13 protein-coding genes are annotated in these 19,373 nt (G+C 72.8%); 1 reads left to right on the top strand and 12 read right to left on the bottom strand.

What is annotated here, in order from left to right; translation table 11 throughout:
* Window positions 1–25: 25 nt before the first annotated feature.
* From BUE43_RS05735 to BUE43_RS05690, 10 genes are all read right to left on the bottom strand, one after another.
* Entirely contained in the window at window positions 26–8,419 is an 8,394-nt protein-coding gene (locus tag BUE43_RS05735; protein WP_073480363.1) for a non-ribosomal peptide synthetase, read from the bottom strand.
* A gap of 42 nt (window positions 8,420–8,461) precedes the next feature.
* The gene (locus BUE43_RS05730) at window positions 8,462–9,100 is read right to left on the bottom strand and encodes a GNAT family N-acetyltransferase (protein ID WP_200797390.1); all 639 of its coding nucleotides are present in this window, start codon (window positions 9,098–9,100) and stop codon (window positions 8,462–8,464) included.
* Window positions 9,101–9,521: 421 nt separating this feature from the next.
* Window positions 9,522–10,034 carry a hypothetical protein gene (locus BUE43_RS05725; protein ID WP_143173980.1) on the bottom strand — a complete coding sequence of 171 codons (513 nt, stop codon included), beginning with the start codon at window positions 10,032–10,034 and terminating at the stop codon, window positions 9,522–9,524.
* Window positions 10,035–10,447: 413 nt separating this feature from the next.
* Window positions 10,448–11,188: an SDR family NAD(P)-dependent oxidoreductase gene (locus BUE43_RS05720; protein ID WP_073480362.1), complete on the bottom strand. Its 741-nt coding sequence runs from the start codon at window positions 11,186–11,188 to the stop codon at window positions 10,448–10,450.
* A gap of 117 nt (window positions 11,189–11,305) precedes the next feature.
* Window positions 11,306–11,734: a nuclear transport factor 2 family protein gene (locus BUE43_RS05715; protein ID WP_073480361.1), complete on the bottom strand. Its 429-nt coding sequence runs from the start codon at window positions 11,732–11,734 to the stop codon at window positions 11,306–11,308.
* Window positions 11,735–11,994: 260 nt separating this feature from the next.
* The gene (locus BUE43_RS05710) at window positions 11,995–12,183 is read right to left on the bottom strand and encodes a hypothetical protein (RefSeq protein WP_073480360.1); all 189 of its coding nucleotides are present in this window, start codon (window positions 12,181–12,183) and stop codon (window positions 11,995–11,997) included.
* Window positions 12,184–12,913: 730 nt separating this feature from the next.
* Complete coding sequence (locus tag BUE43_RS05705; RefSeq protein WP_073480359.1) at window positions 12,914–13,099, bottom strand: hypothetical protein; 186 nt, start codon at window positions 13,097–13,099, stop codon at window positions 12,914–12,916.
* Between the two features lie 31 nt (window positions 13,100–13,130).
* The gene (gene menC / locus BUE43_RS05700) at window positions 13,131–14,237 is read right to left on the bottom strand and encodes an o-succinylbenzoate synthase (protein ID WP_073480358.1); all 1,107 of its coding nucleotides are present in this window, start codon (window positions 14,235–14,237) and stop codon (window positions 13,131–13,133) included.
* Window positions 14,234–15,100, bottom strand: a complete 867-nt coding sequence (locus tag BUE43_RS05695) for a GNAT family N-acetyltransferase (protein WP_073480357.1) — start codon at window positions 15,098–15,100, stop codon at window positions 14,234–14,236. Before BUE43_RS05695 ends, menC begins: the two co-directional genes overlap by 4 nt.
* Before the next feature lie 206 nt (window positions 15,101–15,306).
* Window positions 15,307–17,712, bottom strand: coding sequence for an ATP-binding cassette domain-containing protein (locus tag BUE43_RS05690; RefSeq protein WP_073480356.1), 2,406 nt, complete (start codon window positions 17,710–17,712; stop codon window positions 15,307–15,309).
* A 379-nt stretch (window positions 17,713–18,091) separates the two neighbouring features.
* Here BUE43_RS05690 and BUE43_RS05685 point away from each other — a divergent pair, with 379 nt between their 5' ends.
* Complete coding sequence (locus tag BUE43_RS05685) at window positions 18,092–18,571, top strand: hypothetical protein (RefSeq protein WP_073480355.1); 480 nt, start codon at window positions 18,092–18,094, stop codon at window positions 18,569–18,571.
* Between the two features lie 66 nt (window positions 18,572–18,637).
* Here the strand turns inward: BUE43_RS05685 and BUE43_RS05680 are convergent, their stop codons facing one another.
* The gene (locus BUE43_RS05680; protein WP_073480354.1) at window positions 18,638–19,102 is read right to left on the bottom strand and encodes an SRPBCC family protein; all 465 of its coding nucleotides are present in this window, start codon (window positions 19,100–19,102) and stop codon (window positions 18,638–18,640) included.
* Window positions 19,103–19,104: 2 nt separating this feature from the next.
* Window positions 19,105–19,371, bottom strand: a complete 267-nt coding sequence (locus BUE43_RS05675; protein ID WP_073480353.1) for an acyl carrier protein — start codon at window positions 19,369–19,371, stop codon at window positions 19,105–19,107.
* Window positions 19,372–19,373 lie beyond the last annotated feature (2 nt).

Here is a 19,373-nt window from a genome sequence, read left to right as displayed (position 1 = left end):
TCCGATCTCGGGAGCAGGGTGGCGCTCAGCGGGCGAGGAGGTCGGTGACCGGCGTGCCGAGGTCCCGCGCCATCCGGTCGAGGAGATCCCGGTAGGCGCTGGCGATCCGCTCGACCTCGTCCCTGGTGAACAGGTCCGGCCGGTAGTCGAGGGTGACGTGCAGGCCCTCGCCCGGGATCACCACCATCGTCAGCGGATAGTGGGCGGCGCCCCGGAACTCGGTGCCGACCACCTCGACGCCGGGCAGCGGACGACGCAGTCGCTCCGCGTCCATCGGGTAGTTCTCGAACACCAGCAACGTGTCGAACAGCTCGGGCGTCCCGGTGAGGCGTTGCAGGCGGGTCAACGAGGTGTGCTGGTAGGGCAGCAGACCGGCCTGTTGGTCCTGGAGCCGGGCCAACGCCACGTGGACCGGCTCGTCCGGCCGCCACCGCACCCGCACCGGAACGCTGTTGCTGAGCAGACCGATCACCGTCTCGACGCCCGAGATCTCCGGCGGTCGGCCGGAAACCATCGCGCCGAACACGACGTCGTCCCTGCCGAGCCGGTCGCCCACCAGGAGTCCCCACGCGCCCTGCACGAGGGTGTTGAGCGTGAGCGCGTGCTGACGCGCGCGCTCGCCCAGGGCCGAGACCAGGTCGGTGGGCAGGTGCAGGGCCACCTGCTCGGGGCGCACGGCCACGCGGGGCGCGGGGGCGACCAGCGTGGGTTCGTCCAGTCCGGCCAACGCCTCCCGCCACGCCGCGTCCGCCGAGGGCGTGTCCTGTCTGTCCTGCCAGGACAGGTAGTCGCGGAACGGCACGACCCTGGGCAGCGCGTCGGGGTCGCCGCCGGCCGCGTAGAGGGCGAACAGGTCCCGCATGATCAGCGGAGCGGACCAGCCGTCGGACAGGATGTGGTGGCTGGTGAAGACAAGCCGACTGCGGTCACCGCCCAGGCGCAGGAAGGTGAGCCGCACCAGCGGCGGGCGGGCGAGGTCGAACCGCAGGGCGAAGTCGAGTTCGGCGATCTCGGCGGCCGTCCGCTCCACCTCCGTCGCACTGTCCACTTCGGACAGATCGAACTCCCGCCAGGGCAGCGTGACCGAGCCCGGCACGACTTGGACCACCTCGCCGTCGCCCGTTGCCGCGAAGGCGGCGCGCAGGTTCGCGTGCCGGTCGAGCAAGGCCTGCCCGGCGGCGCGCAACCGCTCCCCGTCCAGCGGGCCCCGGAACGTGAAGACCGCCTGCGAGGTGTAGACGTCGGTGCTGTCCTCGGCGAGCAGCCGGGTGTGCCGGGCCATGACCTCCTGGAGCGGGCTGAGCGGCAGCACGTCCGCCAGATCGGGCCAGTCGGCCTCCAGTCGCTCGACGTCCCGCTGCGACAACGACACCAACGGAAGGTCCGACGGAGTCCGCCCGCCCGAGCCGGGGCGCTCCGCGTGCGCGACGAGGCCGTCCAGAGCGGTGAACCACGCCTCGGCGAGTCGCCGCACCTCGGCCTCGTCGAACAACTCAGCGGGCCACGACCACGTCACGGCCAGTTCGGGCCCCTCGGGCCGGTCGTGGGTCAGCGCGTTGACGCTCAGGCTGTGCGGCATGGGTGAGGCGGGGTCCGCGCCGCTCCGGAGCGCGCGGTCGCCCACAGGCTCCCAGTCCGTGTCGTGGCCGGGGCCGCCAGCGGGCATCGCGAACCGGCCCAGGTAGTTGAAGCCGATCTGCGGCGTGAGCTCCGAGCGCAGGCAGTTCCCGGTCTCCTCGTTGAGGTAGCGGAGCATGCCGTAGCCGATGCCGTGGTCGGGCGCCGAACGGACCTGTTCCTTGACCCGTTTCACCGCCGCGCCGACGGACTCCGCGCCGGTGCGCATCTCCTCGTCGGTCAGCACACCGGGACCGATGCGCACGGGGTGAATGCTGGTGAACCAGCCCAACGTGCGCGACAGGTCGACCCCGTTGACGATCTCTTCGCGGCCGTGCCCCTCCAGATCGACCAGGACGCCGTCGCCACGCCGACCGCGCCACGACTCGACCGCCATCGCCAGCGCGGTCAGGAGAACGTCCTGCACGCCGGCGTGGAACGCGGCCGGAACGGTCGTGAGCAGCGGCGTGGTCCGCTCCGGCGGCAACGCCAACGTGAGGTGCCGCGCGGTTCCGACGGTGTCGCGGGCCGGATCGAACGGCCGATCGCCGAGCAGCCGGTCCGGGCCGTCGAGAATGCCGCGCCACAGCGCCAGTTCCTCGGTCCTGCGCGGCGTGTGCGCCTGCTCGGCGAGCAGGGCGGCCCACCGGCGGAACGAGGTGCCCACCGGCTCCAGCTCCGGCGTCCGGCCGGCGGCGACCGCCTCGTACGCGGCCCGCAGGTCGGGCAGCAGGATGCGCCAGGACACCCCGTCCACGGCGAAGTGGTGCAGTACCACGAGAAGCCGTCCGGGCCGCTCGCCCGCGTCGAACCACACGAACCGCGCCAGCTCCCCGGTCTCGGGGTCCAGTGTTCTCCTGACCGCGTCGACCTGCTCGTCCACCGCGGCCGACATCGCATCGTCGTCTACTGTGGACGCGTCAACTCGGTGGACCCGGTCCTCCGCGCGCACCGCGCCTTCCGGAGCCACACTCAGACCCCGAGTCCCATCGTCCCCCGCGATCAGCCGCATGCGCAGCACGTCGTGGTGGTCCAGCACCGCCTGCACCGCAGAGACCAGGGCGTTCCACCGCAGTCCCGCCGGAACGCGCACGAGCATCGACTGGAAGAACCCGCGCGCGGGCGCGCCCGTCTCGAAGAACCGGCGGAACACCGGCGTCGGCTCCACCTCGCCGACACCCGCGCCGCGCTCCTCCGCGAGCGCGCCGTCCCCGACCTGGCCGACAACCCCAGCCAGCGCGGCCACGGTCCGGCGCTCGAACAGATCACGGGCCGACACGACGAACCCGGCCCGGCGCGCCCGCGCGATCAACTGGATGGCGATGATGCTGTCCCCGCCCAGGTCGAAGAAGCTGTCGTCCACGCCGACCGAGGGCAGCCCGAGGACCTCCGCGAACACCGCGCACAGCGCCTTCTCCACCGGCGTCCGCGCGGCACGACCGGAGGAGAGCGCGCCGAAGTCGGGCGCGGGCAGTCCCTTCTGGTCCACTTTTCCGTTGGGCAGAACCGGAAGCTCGTCGAGCACGACCACCGCGGCGGGCACCATGTAGTCGGGCAGCCCCTCGGCGGCCCGCGCCCGCACCTCGGCGCCGTCCACCCGGCGGTCCGGCTCGGGCACGACGTAGCCGACGAGCTTGCGGACGCCGGGCTGGTCCTCCCGAACGACCACCACCACGTGCCGGACGTCGGGGTGGGTGGCCAACGCCGCCTCGACCTCGCCCAGCTCGATCCGGAAACCCCGCACCTTCACCTGGTGGTCGGCTCGCCCGACGTACTCCAGCTCGCCGGTCGGCAACCAGCGGACCAGGTCGCCGGTCCGGTACATCCGCGAGCCCGCCGGCCCGAAGGGGTCGGCGACGAACCGCTCGGCTGTGAGGTCGGGACGCCCCAGGTAGCCCCGCGCCACACCGGGGCCGGCGACGTACAGCTCACCCACCGAGCCGACCGGGCTCGGCCGCAGGAACCGGTCCAGCACATAGGTTCTGGTGTCGGGGTCGGGCCGGCCGATGGGCACGACCGAGTCCACATCGGAGTCGGCCGTCCCGTCGTGCTCCCACAACGTCGTGTTGACCGTCGCCTCGGTCGGGCCGTAGGCGTTGAAGAACCGGCGGCCCCGCGCCCACCGGCGCACCACCTCGGGCGGGACCTTCTCCGCGCCCGCCACCAACGTCACGTCCTCCGGCAGCTCGCAGCCCGGCGGGAACATCGCGAGCAGCGAGGGCGGCAACCCGAGGAAGTTCACCTGGTGCCGACGCAGGAACGCCACGAGCGGCTCACCGGGCGCGCGCAGCTCCGCCGGGCAGATCACGAGCGTTCCCCCGGACAGCAGGGGGATGAGCGTCTGCCAGAAGGCCGCGTCGAAGCTGGGCGAGGCGAAGTGCAGGGCGCGGGTGTTCGCGTCCACCCCGAACCGGGCTGTCTGGGTGGCGAGCAGCTTGCTGATTCCCGTGTGGGCGACCACGACGCCCTTGGGTCGTCCGGTGGAGCCCGAGGTGTAGATGACGTACGAGGCATTGTGGACAGTCAGCGGTGAACGGCGCTGCGCGTCGGTCAGGTCCGCTTCCGCGTGCTCCACCAGCTCGGCGAGGGTGTCGAGATCGTCGAGCACGACGCGCGGCACGTCCGGCGCGATCCGCCCGGCCGCGCCCTCCTGCAGGGCACCGGTGGTGAGCAGGCACACCGGGTCCGTCTCGGACAGCATGTGCTCCAGCCGGTCGGCCGGGTAGTCCGGGTCCAGCGGCAGGTAGACGCCGCCGGCCTTCTGCACGGCCAACAGGGTCAGGACCATCTCCACCGAGCGCGGGACCATCACGCCCACGAACCGCTCCGGGCCGACGCCCCGGGCGACGAGGTGGCGCGCGAGCTGGTTCGCGGCCGCGTTCAGCTCCGCGTAGGTCAGCTCGACCACCGGGCTCCGGTCGTCCTGACCGTCCTCAGTGGACTTCCCGTCGACTCGAACGTCCTCGAACACCACGGCGACGGCGTCCGGTGTGCGGGCGACCCGCTGCTCCCACAGCTCGGGCAGCGTCGCCACGGCGAGGCCGCTGTCGGTGTCGTTCCACTCAACCAACACCCGCTGGCGCTCCGACTCCGACAACGGGTCCAGCCGCGCGACCGGGGTCTGCGGCGCGTGGGCGATCGTGTGGAGGATGCGTTCCAGCGCTTCGGTGATCCGCTCCACCTCCTCGCGCCGGAACAGGTCCGGGCGGTAGCCCAGGGCGAGCCGCAGTCCCTCTCCGGGCATCACCACGAGCGTCAGCGGGTAGTGCGTGGCGTCGGTGACGTCGACGGAGCCGACCGTCACGCCGGGGGCCAGCTCACGCCCGCGCCCCGCGCTGAGCGGGTAGTTCTCGAACACCAGCAGCGTGTCGAACAGCTCCGTCTGCCCGAGCATCCGGTGCAGGCTCGTCAACGCCGTGTGCTGGTAGGACATCAGCCGCGTCTGCTGCTCCTGGAGCCGGGCGAGGACCGAGACGACCGGCTCGTCCGGGCGGATGCGCACCGGGATCGGCAGGGTGTTGCTGAGCTGGCCGATCATCGTCTCGACACCCGGGATCTCCGGCGGGCGACCGGAAACCATCGCGCCGAACACCACCGTGTCGCGCGCGGTGAGCTGGCCGAGCAACAGCGCCCACGCGCCCTGCACGACAGTGTTGATCGTGACGCCGTGCTTCCTGGCCTGGTCGGTCAGGACGGCGACGAGGTCGGCGGGCAGGTCCAGCGCGACCTGCTCGGGGCGGGGCGCGGGGCGCCCGTCCTCGGCGATCACCGAGTCCGGCGGGGCGACCAGCGTGGGTTCGTCCACTTCGGACAGCGCGGCGCGCCAGGTCCCCTCCGCCACCCTGTCGTCCTGCGCGGCCCGCCAGACCAGGTAGTCCCGGAACGGCACGGCCCTCGGCAGGCTCGCGCCCCGGTCGGCGTAGAGGGCGAACAGCTCGTTGGTCAGGACCGGCATGGACCAGCCGTCCAGGAGGATGTGGTGGTTGGTCAGGACCATCCGGTGCCGGTCGGGGCCGAGCCGCACCAGGGTCAGCCGCAGCAGGGGCGGGCTCGTGAGGTCGAACCGCCGTACGAAGTCCTCGCGCGCGACGCTCCGGGTCCGTTCGTCCTGTGTGGACTCGTCCAGCCCCGACAGGTCCTCCTCCCGCCACGGCAGGGTCGCCTCGCGCGCCACGACCTGCACGGGCCGCCCACCGAGGGCCTGGGGGTAACAGGCGCGGAGGTTGGGGTGGCGGTCCACGAGCGCCTGCCCCGCCGCACGCAGGCGGTCGCCGTCGAGCGGGCCGTCCAGGGTGAAGACGACCTGCACGGTGTAGACGTCGGGGTTGTCGTCGTCGCGCAGGAGCGAGTGGAAGAGCAGGCCCTCCTGGAGCGGGGTGAGCGGGAGGACGTCCGCCAGGCCGCCGTGCTTCTGGTAGTCGGCCTCCAACTGCTCGATCTCGCGCTGCTCCAGGGAAACCAGCGGTAGGTCGGAGGGAGTGCGCCCGCCGGAGCCGGGTGTGTTGGCGTGGGCGACCAGGCCGTCCAGCGCGGCGAACCACGCCTCGGCGAGTTCGCGCACGTCCGCCTCGGAGAACAACGCGCCGGCCCAGGTCCAGGACGCGACGAGCTCCGGACCGCCGGGGCGGTCCTGGCCGAGCACGTTGAGGTTGAGGCCGTAGGGCAACGGCGCCGTCGGGGCCTGCCCCGCCGTCAGGGCTTCGCTGTCCGGCACCGGACCCCAGTCCTCGGTCTCCGGCGTGGCGAACCGACCGAGGTAGTTGAAGCCGATCTGCGGCGTGGGCAGCTCGGCCAGCGCCGGCCCGGTCTCGTCGGCCAGGTGGCGCAGCAGGCCGTAACCGATGCCGTTGTCCGGCAGCGCGCGCAGTTGCTCCTTGACCCGCTTGAGTGCGGCCCCCACCTCGGGCGCGCCCGAGCGAATGTCCTCTTCGGACAGTGCGCCGGGCGCGATCCGCACGGGGTGGACGCTGGTGAACCAGCCGACCGTCCGCGAGAGGTCGACGCTGTCGACGACCTCCGCACGGCCGTGGCCTTCCAGGCCGAGCAGGACGCCGGCCCCGGTGTCCACGCCCCGACGTCGGCGCCAGCCGTCGACCGCGAGCCCGAGCGCGGTGAGCAGGACGTCGTTGACCCCGGCGTGGAACGCAGCCGGAACGGTCGTCAGCAGCGGCGCGGTCCGCTCCGCCGGCAACGTCAACGTCAGGTGGCCGGCGGTGGCGGCGGTGTCCAGCGCCGGGTCCAGGGGCCGCGAGGTGAGCAGCGGGTCCGGGCCGTCGAGCGCGCCGATCCACGTCTCCGCCTCCGACGTCCGCAGCGCGGCCTGCTCGGTGAGCAGGCGCGCCCAGCTGCGGAACGAGGTGCCCACCGGCTCCAGCTTCGGCGTTGCGCCCGCCACGACCGACTCGTAGGCCGCGCGGAGGTCGGGAAGCAGCACGCGCCAGGACACGCCGTCCACCACGAAGTGGTGCAGCGCCAGCACCACGCGGCCCGGCCGGTCCCCCGCGTCGAACCACACCACCTGGGCCATGACCCCGGCCTCGGGGTCGAGCCTCCGCTGCGCCGCCGCGGTCTCCTCGGCGACCACAGTGGACAGTTCCCGCCCGGACATCCCCCGCACGGAGATCCGGGAGACCAGGCCGGCCGCCTGGACCGAACCGGGCTGGGGCACGTGGAACCGCCACGGCGCGTCGGCGGCGCAGGTCACCGACGCGCGCAGCACGTCGTGGTGGTCGAGGACCGCCTGCACCGCGGCGACGAGGTCGTCGAGGAGCATTCCCGCCGGGGCCCGCACGGTCATCGCCTGGAAGAGGCCGGCGCTCGGCACTCCGCGCTCCCGCACCCAGTGGAAGACCGGGGTCGGCTCCACGTCGCCGACGCCGCTGCCCGGCTCCTCGCCCACGACGTCACTGGTCAGGGTGCCGGCCACGGCGGCCAACGCGGCGACGGTGCGGCGCTCGAACACGTCCCGCGCGGTCACCGCCAGCCCGGCCCGCCGCGCGCGGGTGATGAGCTGGATCGCGATGATGCTGTCGCCGCCGAGGTCGAAGAAGCTGTCGTCCACACCGACCGCGGGCACGCCCAGCACCTCGGCGAAGACGGCGCAGAGCACCTCCTCGATCGGGGTGCGGGGCGCGCTGCTGGCCGGCGTCGCGTCGAACACCGGGGCGGGCAACCCCCGCCGGTCCAGTTTCCCGTTGCGCAGCACCGGCAACCGGTCCATGACCACGACCGCCGACGGCACCATGTAGTCCGGCAGGCGCTCGGCCAGCCACCGCCGGACCTCGGCGGGCTCCGGCGTCGCGCCGGTCGCGGCCGGCTCGACGTAGCCGACCAGCCGCCGGTCGCCGGGCCGGTCCTCGCGCGCGACGACCGCCACCTGCGCGACGGCGGGGTGCCCGGCCAGCGCCGACTCCACCTCGCCCAGCTCGATCCGGAAACCCCGGATCTTCACCTGGTCGTCGGCTCGGCCGACGAACACCAGGTTCCCGTCCGCGCCCCACCGCACCAGGTCGCCCGTGCGGTACATGCGCTGCCCCGGCTCGCCGAACGGGTCGGCGACGAACCGCTCCGCCGTCAGCCCCGGCCGGCCCAGGTAGCCGCGGGCCAGCCCGGCCCCGGCCACGTACAGCTCGCCCGCCACTCCGACCGGGACGGGCCGCAGCGACCCGTCCAGGACGTGGACCGTGGCGTTGTCCAGCGGGGTCCCGATCGGCACCCCGTGCTCGCCGGCCCCGTGATCACCGGCCCCGCGGTCATCGGCGTGCGGGCCGGCGGGAGCGGGCCCGGTCTCCTGAGCGGTCATGGACGTCTCCCCCAGTGGCGACGGGTCGGGCGGGCGGCGGGCTCAGACGAGGGTCGGGACGTCCGCCGTCGTGCGCGGATAGACGAACAGGGCCGCCCGCTTGTGCGGCAGGTCGACCTCGCCCAGGAAGTGCAGGCCGAGCTTGACGTCCATCCGGCGGGCGGCCTCGTTGCGCGCGTCCGGCTCGGACACGATCCGCGCGCACTCGGCCTCGGCGGCGAAGACGCCGTCGATGACCGCCTTGAAGAGCTGACCCCCGATGCCCTTGCCGACGCGGTCCTTGTCGCCGATCGCCACGTGGTAGCCGACGTCGTGCGGCCGGGCGTCGTAGTGGGCGGCCACCACGTCCCGCGCCGCGCGGTACAGCTCGACGTAGGCGAAGGGCTCGCCGTCCAGGTCGACGACGAACGGGCGGGAGTAGGTGCCGGCGAGCTGGCCGGCGAGCGCGCGGGCCCACCGCTCCCTCGGCCACGCCTGGTCCCAGTACGGCGCCACGTGCGGCGCGTTCATCCAGCCGTGGATCAGGTCGAGGTCCGCGCCCTCCGCCTGGGCCAGTCGCATCCGCCACGGCCCCGCCAGCTCGGGGATCGGCGGCGGGCCGACCTCCAGCACGGCCGGGTCGAGCCCCTCCCGGATCTCCCGGCTGTACTCGGCCTCGACCGCCGACGGGACGTTCGTCACCGTGTTCACTCTGACCAGCCCTTCCGTGTTCCCCAGGAACGCCACCCGGCGCGCGGGCGGTCACCGTGCGTGACACAGTGAGCACCCGCAACACCAAAGTGAGGTGAGCCTAACCTTATTGGGAGCACTCTGACACTCGTCAACAAATACGCAGCTCAGATCACAGCTCCGGACGGACCGCGCCCACCCGGCCGAAGCCTGACGCTCGGCTGGTGGGGAAGGAAGGGGAGAAATGGCTCGCCCGCCGGGAAACCGACAGATGCACGACATGGTTTGCCGTGCCGGCGTCGCTCGCCGCCCCCTGGTCCCAGCACGAGACGTGCCCACGCGGCGGAACCGCGTGGGCACGTCGGGTGGAACGGGCAACAGCAGAGGGCAGGAGAGCGACCAGAAGCGCGGGAGGGCCTGTCGGCCCTGACCTCTAGTTCGCGCGCCTGGAACGGAAGTACGCGTTGGCAGCCGGGAGGAACATCAGGCTGACGGCGGTGAGCACGGCGAGCACGTGCACGACGCGGCTCATCCCGAACACGAGATCCATCGCTCCGAGCTTCTCGACGAACGAGCCGAGGGAACGCCCCTGGGCGAGAGCGCTGATCGGTGGGACCACCATCGAGGCTGTGCCCAGAACGCCCAGCCCGAGCGCGAGGAAGGTCCTGCCCCACGGGCGCCCCCTGCGCATGTGGAGCGCGGCCACCACCGCGGCGACGAAGACCGGAATCCGGATCACGAGGCCCGTCACGACCTGAGCGCCCGAACCCGGCCCGTTGGCCACCAGGCCACCGACCGCCAACACGGTCTCGAACACACCCGCCCCGACCGCGACCAGCCACAGCGTGAAGGCACGCCGCACCGGTGTGGGCGGCGCCGACGGGTCGACGGCTTCCACGGGAGACGCGGCGGACGGGGACGCGGTACGCCGCAGGGGAATCGACATCGCGGGCTCTCGATTCGTGAAGAGCGATCAGGGTTGTCGCCGGACGCTTCCGATACTCCCGGCGGAACCCGCCCGCGACCTGCCTGCCACCCGGCCGTTCTCCTCGGGGGGCAGCCCTACCCCGACACCTGGGGCTGACAGGAAACGCGCGGTTTCTTCCCCGATCCCCAGTGGGAACCCACTTTCGATCCGGATTCACCGTCCTTCGACCACTGTCCTCTGAGGACACCCCGAGTGGACACCCCGAGTGGACACCCCGAGTGGACACCCCGAGTGGACACCCCGAGTGGACAGACCGGAGGCGACCAGAGCCGGGCCGGCGGAGTGGAGCGGACAGGGTCGAACCCGGTCACGGTCGGTGGAGGGGACGGGCGTTCGCCCGTCCCCTCTGTTCACCAGTTGTCGCCCGTGGCTCAGATCGAGTGGCCGCCGTCGATGGCCAGCGCGGTGCCCGTCACGAACCGCGCCTCCTCGCCGGCGAGGTAGGCGACCATTGCGGCGACGTCGGAGGTCTCCCCGAAGTGCCCCACGGTGGTGAGCACGCGCTGCGACTCGGCCGCCGGCCCGTCGACCGGGTTCAGGTCGGTGTTGATCGCGCCCGGCTGCACCAGGTTCACCGTCACACCGCGGCCCGCGAGGTCCCTCGCCAGCCCCTTGGTGAGGCCGACCAGCGCGGACTTGCTCATCGTGTACAGGCTCGCGCCGGGGAAGGGCACGTGCCGGCTCAGGGCGCTGCCGATGCTGATGATGCGCCCGCCCTGGCCCATGTGGGCCGCCGCGGCCTGCGAGGCGACGAACACCGATCGGATGTTCACCGCGTAGGACTGGTCGGCCTGTTCCACCGTCAACTGCTCCAGCGGGGCCATGATGCCCACCCCGGCGTTGTTCACCAGGATGTCGAGCCGGCCGAACTCGGCGACCGTGCGCTCGACCGCGCCGACGACGGCCGCGGCGTCCGCCGCGTCGGCCTGGATCGCCACCGCCCGGCGCCCCAGGGCCTCGATGCGCCGCACGACGGTGTCGGCCTGCTCGGCGGAGTGGACGTAGGTCACCGCGACGTCGGCGCCGGCCCGGGCGAGCCGCTCGGCGACCCCCGCGCCGATCCCCCGGCTCCCCCCGGTCACCAACGCGATCTTGCCGGCGAGGTTGGACATGACGAGTTCTCCTCTGTTCCCAGTTGGTGTGGAGATCAGTTCTTGTCGAGCGGTGCTCTTGTGGGACTTTTGTTCTCGAATGCGGCGGGGCAGGAGCTGGTCCCGACCGCCGACAGGTCAGGCCGGGTCGACGCGGGACGCCTCGTCACGCACGACGTCGGCCACCGCCGCCGGGTCCCAGTAATAGGGGCGGAACTCGGTGACGAGCCCGTTCCGCACGGTGTTCATCTGCAGGAGCGTGGTTTCCAGCTCGCGCCCGTTCCTGGCCCGGAACACCACGCGCAGGAAAACCGCGACCCGGTCGCCCTCCGCGACGTGCGTGCGGTCCAGGAACTCCACGGACTCCCAGCACCCGGCCATCGCGGCCAGGAAGCGCTCCATCCCCTCGTGGCCGCGCCAGACACCGCCGTAGGGCAGGCCGGGAGCCGAGTACAACACCACGTCGGGCGCCAGGAACCGTGCGACGTCCGCGAAGTCGGCGACACCGGGGCCACCAGCGGCGAAATACGCTCGCTCCGCCTCGTAGAAACCGTCGAGCACGGCCATCGCGTTCGTTTTCTGAGATTGCGGGGAATTATCCCCAAAAAAGGCACCGTCGACGGCGCTGTTCATTGTCTCTCCTGCTTCCGCGTTCGCTGGTGAGACCAGTCAACCAATCGACCACGGCGGATGCTGGCGCGTTTCGGACACGGCGTTGGCCCGTGCTGGGCGCCCTCCCCCGCAGCCCGCGCGACGCGGCGAGAGCCGCGCAGCCGGGTAGAAAAGACGTTGGTACGACTGGAAAGAGAGCAGCCGATGAACTGTCCTCAGTGGACGAAAGCTGTCTGGTAGGCCAACAACCGGGCGTACGAGCCGGACGGCGCGTGTCGATCCACCACGATCAGATCTCCGAGCCTGAGCAACAACGAGTCGGCGTGCCCGTCCGCGTACCGGACGACAGAGCCGAGTTCGGGGCGGGCAGACAGCACGCGGACGGGCACGGTCTGCGTCGTCACGGGATAGGCCGATCTCGGGGAGAGTGGACACGACGCGGCCGACGCCGACGCGCGGTGCACGGCGTTTTCCCACCTGGGCAACGAAACTCCCCACGACGCGCACCGCAGACAGCTCGGCATCCGCTTCCTCTGCGTGCGAGGGCAGCACCGCACAGGTCACGCCGCCCAGGGCCGCCACTGCCGAGCGGGGCGCACAGCGCTGACGTGCAGGGCCAGCGCGTCACAAAGCCGGTGGTGGTTCCCGCACCTCGGATCACCTCGTCCTGCGTGGAGGGCTCAGTAGCGAGAACGCAGAGCCGCTCGGTGGCAACGCCCAGGCAGCCGCCGCGTACGCCTGACGCCACCACGCGGACAGGGGTTCGCGCACGGCGGCCCAGACCGAGCCGAGCACCTCGCCCCCCGCCGAACCGCGACCGCGCAACGCGGGAGCACGCCGTCCAGCCCGAGATCGACGTCGGCCGGCTCGCTGACCGCGTTGGCCAACTCGACAAGGTCTCCCGACAGGTCTCCGTCGAGCTCGCCGCTCGCGGGATTTCCGACGAGCAGGGAGCGCGTCAGTGTGGCAACCCGCGACCACGACGCGGCCGGTGCGCGGGCGAGCACCGGCACGCCGCTGTCTCGCGCCGCCTTCCGGATGGTGTCGTCGACGGCTACCGGCACCCGGACCACCAGACCCGCGCCGCCGGCCGCTGCGGTGGCGACGAGCAGCACCGCGACGTCCTCGGGGCCCCTACCCCCACGTCCAGCACGAACCCGCCGCGCGGCACCACCAGCTCGTCCAGCGGTCGTGGATCACGACCGAGGTGACCTCCGCGTCGAGGTCGCCCGCCGGGCAGGCCAGCTCCAGCACCGTGGGCCCGAGATCGGCCAGCACCCTGGCCAGACTCAGCCGGGGCGAGGGCGACGGCCGGACCACTTGGCTGCGGTACGACCCCCGGGCGCGCCGGTCACGTGGTGATCCACTCGGTCCAGGTCGTCACCTCCCCCAGCACGTCGGCCTCCGGCTCGACCCCGAGGCCCGCGCCGGTCGGCACCGTGAGGTGCCCGTCGACCAGGGTGAACGGGGCGGTGACGTCGCGGGCGTAGTAGCGGTCGGACGCCGAGGTGTCGCCAGGGAGGCCGCAGTTCGGCAGGGCGGCGAACGCCACGTTGGCCGCCCTGCCGAGCCCGGTCTCCAACATGCCGCCGCACCACACCGGCACCCCGTGCGCCGCGCAGACGTCGTGGACCCGCCGCGCCTCCAGGTAGCCGCCCACCCGCCCCGGCTTGACGTTGACGACCTGGCACGCGCCCAGCGCCAGCGCGGTGGCCGCCGCCCTGGCCGAGGTGATCGACTCGTCCAGGCAGATCGGCGTGCGGAGCCGGCCGGCCAGCGTCGCGTGGCCCCGCAGGTCGTCCTCGGCCAACGGCTGCTCGACCATCAGCAGGTGGAACGGGTCCAGCCGGGCCAGGTGCGGGGCGTCGGCCAGGGTGTAGGCGGCGTTCGCGTCCACCTGGAGCGGCAGGCCGTCCCCGAAGCGCTCGCGCACCGCGCGCACCGGCTCGACGTCCCAGCCCGGAGCGATCTTCAGCTTGATCCGGACGTAGCCCTCGTCCAGGTACCGGGCGACCAGGTCGAGCAGCTCGTCGACCGAGTCCGTGATCCCCACCGACACTCCGGCGGGCACCCGCGGCCGCACCGCGCCCAGGTAGGTCCCGAACGCCATGCCGACCGCCCGGAGCTGGGCGTCCAGCACCGCCGTCTCCACCGCGGCCTTGGCCATCGGGTGCCCGCGGAACCGGGCGAAGGCCGGCCCGCAGGCGGACGCGTCCGGCGCGGGCAGTCCCAGCAGCGTCGGCACGAGATATCGCCGGACGACGTCGGTCGCGGCGTTGACGTACTCCGACGAGTAGACCGGATCGGCCATCGCGACGCACTCGCCCCAGCCGTCGGCGTCCGGGGTCACCACCCTGACCAGCAGGACGTCCCGTTCGGTCTCCACCCCGAACGAGGTCCGGAACGGCGCCACCAGCGGCAACGCCACGCGACGCAGCTCAACACCTGTGATCTTCACGAGTCCGCCTCCAGCACGTACCATCCGCCGCGCGTCGCGCCCGTGACGCGCCGCCCGTCCGCCATGCCCTCCTGGAGGGCCTCCCGCACCGCTGCCCGCCACCGCGCCGCCAACGCTGGGTCGGACCGGCGCAGCGCCTCGACGTCCTCCGGGACGGCGACCAGCCAGACCGACCCGTCCGGCAAAGAACCGCCGGGGACCACGGGCGCGCCCGTCGGCGACCGGCCCAACCGCACCCGGGCGGTCGCCCGCAACCGGTCGGCGTCGGGCCCGCACCGCCGCCCCGCCGCCGCTTCGACAGCCCGCGCGCCGTCCAGACGCCACTCCACGAGCAGGCGGTCCGAGCCGGCGCCGGCGTTGATGGCGTCACTCATCTCGCCATAGAAGTCGACCAGATAGGCGGCGGGCACAGCGCCCAACTTGGTGATGTTGAAGAAGGCGTTGCGCCGCACCAGCGGGTCGAAGGTCCAGCTGACCACCGTCACCCCCCTGGCCAACGCCCACGCCCGCTGGTGCAGTTTCAGCGCCGAGCCGACCGCGCGGTCGTGGTGCTCGGGGGCGACCCCGACGACGTGCGAGTGGAGGTGCCCGTCGGCCGCGAAGAACGCGACCGCCGCGCCCACCAGCTCCGCGCCCCGGTACGCCCCGGCGACGTAGCCGCCGACGAACTCCAGCGCGCGCAGCAGGGCCACGTCGATCGGCTGGCTCACCGCGCCGGCCTTCCAAATCCGGCCGAGCAGCGCGGCGGCGGCGCTCTGCGCGGGGACGTCGGTGAGCTCGACGAGCCGTAAACCAGCGCGGGCCGCGACAGCGTCGGCGGCTTTCCGCGCCTCCGCAGCGAGCGCGTGGGAGCCTCCGGTCACCGGAGAACCACCTCCTCCAGCCCGACCCAACACTGTCCACTGTGGACTCGTAAGTGCCCGGCACAACGAGAACGGACACCCGGCCATCTCATCGAGCCCCTGGGGCCGACGCTAGACCGGCCGCCACCCTCGACGCTTCGTCCAGCACCACCAATTTCCTGATCGGCGTTCTCCGTCCAGCACACAACGTCCTCCCCACTCTTCGGTCATGTCGTCCGTCCGCCGTCCACGCGTGTCCGCGTCTCCCCGACCTCGGTGGGCGTTCGCGGTGAGCAGACGTCGAACGGCAGCTCACGATCCCGGTGTCGCAGCACCCGCGCCGGGTAGTCGACTGTGTTCGCGGGCAGGTCGTGCACCGGAAACCAGCCCAGTTCCGCACACCGGTCGGGCCTGCGGAACGCCGGCTCACCCCGCCACCGCGTGGCGTGGAAGAAGAAGACGAGGCGGCCGTCCCGCGCGCCGGACTGGTGGTGCGTCACGTGCCGGAACTCCAGGTCGGCAGGATCGACCTCGACCCCGATCTCCTCCCGAACGGCCTGGACCACCCGGTCGATCTCCGACTCCCCGAGCACCAACTGGGTCGAGGGCAGTTGCCACATGCCGTCCTCCGCCCCGGCCCGCGCTGGACGGGTCAGCAGCACGCTGCCGTCCGACCGACGCAGGACCAGATGAATGTCCACAATGGACTCCCGATGGAGACCGCCACCACCGTCCTCCCGGTCGGCCCCGTCAGCCATGGTGGGTCGTTCGTCCTGGTAGGCCCGCGCCTGGAGGGAGTACATCTCCGCGTAGTGGCCGCCCAGCGCCATCAGGTGCTCGTGGTCCCCGCGCTCGACGATCCGGCCCTGGTGCAACACCACGATCTGGTCGGCCTGCCGGACGCTGGCCAGCCGGTGGGTGATGAGCACGACGGTCCGCCCCTGGCCCAGCCGGCGTAACGAGTCGTAGACCGCGGCCTCGGCCCTGGCGTCCAGCGCCGCGGTCGGCTCGTCACAGATGATCAGCGGAGCGTCCCGGTACAGGGCGCGGCCGACGCTGATCCGCTGCCACTGCCCGCCGGACAGGTCCCTGCCCTCCCGGAACTTCTTCGACAGCAACGTGTCCCAACCCAGGGGGAGCTCGGCGACCACCGCGTCCACCCCCGAGTCCCGCGCCACGCCGGCCAGCACGCGCCCGTCCGGGTCGACCCGGGTCGGCCGGCCCAGCCGGACGTTCTCGCGCACGGTGAGCGGCCAGTGGGTCGGGGTCTGCATCACCACGCCGACCCGGTCGGCCACCGAGTCGCCGTCCACGGCGGCGAGGTCCACGCCGTCCCAGGCCACCCGGCCCGCCGCGGGGAGGTAGAGCCCGGCGAGCACCTTGGCCAGGGTGCTCTTGCCCGACCCGTTCTCCCCCACCAACGCGACCACCTCGCCCCGCCGGACGGTCATGCTGACCCCGGTCAACGCCGGCCGCTCCGCGCCCGGGTAACCGAACTCCACGTCCCGCACCTCGATCAGCTCGGGGTCGCGGGGAGCGCGTCGCCCGGTCACCGGCCGGGTCCGCTCCGCGGCGCTGTCCAGGAAGGCCCGGTAGTCGGCGATGTACAGGCCCTGCTCGTAGAGCCGGTTCACGGCCAGCACGACCTGGGTCAGGGAGCTCCGCCCGGTGCGGATCGCGAGGACGGCGGTGCCGGCGACGGCCAGCGGGGTCAGCCCCGCGAACAGCAACCAGCCGAGCGTCGCGTAGGCGGCCCCGGTCCCCAGCCCGGACAGCGCGCGCCCGGTCACCCGCACCCGCGCCTGCCGCAGGCCGAGCCGGATCTGCTGGGACTCCAGCGCCGTCGCCAACCGCCGGTACTCGGCGAGCAGGAACGACTGCGCGGTGAACGCCCTGACCTCGGCCGCCGGGTCCCGGTCGACCATCAGGTCGCTGATCATCCACAGTCGACGGTTGAGTTCGATCGTGCGCCGGACGAGGTCGTAGGCCAGCCGCGCGACCCGCAGGGCCGCCCACGCCTCCGGCACCACGGACAGCAGCAGCACCGGGAGCAGGAGCGGGTGCAGCACCGCCAGCGCGCCGGCCGCAGCCACCAGCGAGATCACCGCCCCGACCATCGTCACCATGCGGTCGGTCGCCCCGTGCACGTTCAGGACGCCGCGGTCCCTGGCCCGCTCCATGGCGTCGTGGAAGTCGGACTCGTCGAACGCCGCCAGCTCGACGTGCGAGCTGGCCTCGACCAACGCGTCCTCGGCCACCCGGCGCACGCTGGGGGAGAGCCGGGCGGTGGCGGCCGAGACGCCGGCGTCGGCGAGCCCCCGCGCCCCGTACACGGCCACCACCAACGCGATCACCGGCAGCGCCGCCGCCAGCCGCTCCGGGGTGGGGCCGGCCGCGAGCAACGTGGTGAGCGCGTTGGCGGTCGCCAGCAGCCCGCAGGCGGCCAGCCCGCCGGAGACCAGTTCCAGCGCGAAGGCCGTGCCGAGCGCGACCGGGCTGGCCCGCCACGCCAGCCGGAGCACCACCCGCACCGCGGCGGGCAGCCCCTTCGCCATCTCCCAGAGACCCGCCTGGGAGACCGCGTCGTCGTGGGCCCGCCAGTGCGGGGTGGCCAACCGCTCGGTCGGCGACAACCCGGGCTCCGGCAGCGGTGTTCGTCGCCACCACCGCCAACGCGCGCGACGGGCCCCGACGTCCGCTTCGGTATCGGCCCTGTCGGTCCTGTCGGTCCTGTCCGTCCTACCCCGCCCGCTCACGTGAACCTCCCGGGATCGGTGATCTGGTCGCGAGGGGAGCGTGGGCGGGAACACCGACAGCCCGAGCGGCATCGGCCGAGAAGGAACTCGCAGATCACCCGTGTGGGGTGCGCGGGTCACCCCGCCGACGGACCTCGCATCACCCGATCTCCCACCCCGTCGGAAACCGGCGCCCCTCGTACAGTGCCGGGGAGTTCAGCCGGGTCGGTGCGCGTCGCCGCACGTCGGCGTCGAGTAGCACCGAAGGGGAGACACCGTGCGACGCGTTGGCCTCGCGACCGCCCTGATCGTGATCACCCTCGGCCCGGTTCTCGGGGCCTGCCATGACCAGACCGGGGTCGCGCCCCCGTCCCGGAGCAGTCCGCCGGCCGTCGAGACCGGCGGGCAGCGCGCCTCGTCAACCGCGCCGACCGAAACACCGTCCGGGGCGCCGTCCGCGGCGTCGTCGTCGAGCGCCCAGTCGGCCGGGCCGGTCGCCTGCGGGGACGTGCCCGTCCCCGCCACCGGCGGGAAGGCCGCGGTCCACGCCGACGCCGGGCCCGGCGGCCCGGTCCCGTGCGCCGACGCGCTGCGGGTCCTGGCCGCCTACTTCCGGGACGCGCCGACGATGGCCGAGGGCTCCGGCGGCTTCCTGACGGTCGAGGGCTGGGAGTGCGCCACCGCCTCGATGGGCTCGGCCACCCCCGGCCGCACCACCTGCCGGGACGGCGACCGGAGCGTCCACGCCCAGCCCTGACCGGAAACGGGCCACGCCGGCGGGACGGAGCCCGCCGGCGTGGCCCTCGGGAGGGATGACGTCGGGTCAGGAGACGGCGAGGGCGGCGTACCGCTGCTCAAGCCGCTGCTTGATGTGCGCCATCTGCACCTTCGAACTGCTGTTGATCTTCTCGGCCACGGCGTCGTCCGGCCACGGCGCGTCCGAGCGCATCGTGAAGTCCTGCTGCCACCGCATCTTCACGCCACCGGGGACGTCCTCGTAGGTCCAGTGCAGCCGCATGTACTCGAACCAGCCGAGCTCGATGCGCCGCGCCGTCACCGTGCGGTTCGCCTTGTCCATCGTGCGCTCGGAGATCCAGGTCCACACCTCGCCGTTGGGCAGCGGGTGCATGGTCAGGCGGAACCGGATCGTGTCGCCGTCGCGCTCCAGCACCTCGGCCCCGGAGTACTCGGTGAACAGGTTCGGCCAGTCCTCGACGTCGTTGGTCCAGTCCCAGACCAGGTCGAAGGGCGCCTCGATGACGATGCTGTTGTCGGTGTGAGCGGCCATTCTCAACGCACCCCCGCCTGGATCTGCCGGTTGACGAACTCGACGGCCGCGTTGGGCGTCGGCATGTGCGTGACGGTGTCGTCGGGCATCGGCACCCCCGTCCGTTCCTGGATCCTGGCCTGGAACGCGAGGACCGCCAGTGAGTCGTAGCCCAGCTCGACGAACGGCGTGTCGCCGATGTCCCCTGCCAGGTCGACGCCCTCATCGACACCCGCGCAGGACCGCATGATCTCGACCAGGTCCGTCAGGGTGAACTCGGTGGGCTGCATGC

This window comes from Streptoalloteichus hindustanus (assembly GCF_900129375.1).
In the GTDB taxonomy this organism is placed as follows: domain Bacteria; phylum Actinomycetota; class Actinomycetes; order Mycobacteriales; family Pseudonocardiaceae; genus Streptoalloteichus; species Streptoalloteichus hindustanus.
The sequence above is the reverse complement of the archived record's forward strand: the minus strand, read 5'-3'. Positions and strand labels throughout refer to the sequence as shown.

Coding starts and splice junctions, on each gene's coding strand:
- BUE43_RS05675 (WP_073480353.1), bottom strand. CDS start 19,371: ATGCAGCCCACCGAGTTCACCCTGACGGACCTGGTCGAGATCATGCGG.
- BUE43_RS05680 (WP_073480354.1), bottom strand. CDS start 19,102: ATGGCCGCTCACACCGACAACAGCATCGTCATCGAGGCGCCCTTCGAC.
- BUE43_RS05725 (WP_143173980.1), bottom strand. CDS start 10,034: ATGTCGATTCCCCTGCGGCGTACCGCGTCCCCGTCCGCCGCGTCTCCC.
- BUE43_RS05715 (WP_073480361.1), bottom strand. CDS start 11,734: ATGGCCGTGCTCGACGGTTTCTACGAGGCGGAGCGAGCGTATTTCGCC.
- BUE43_RS05720 (WP_073480362.1), bottom strand. CDS start 11,188: ATGTCCAACCTCGCCGGCAAGATCGCGTTGGTGACCGGGGGGAGCCGG.
- BUE43_RS05735 (WP_073480363.1), bottom strand. CDS start 8,419: ATGACCGCTCAGGAGACCGGGCCCGCTCCCGCCGGCCCGCACGCCGAT.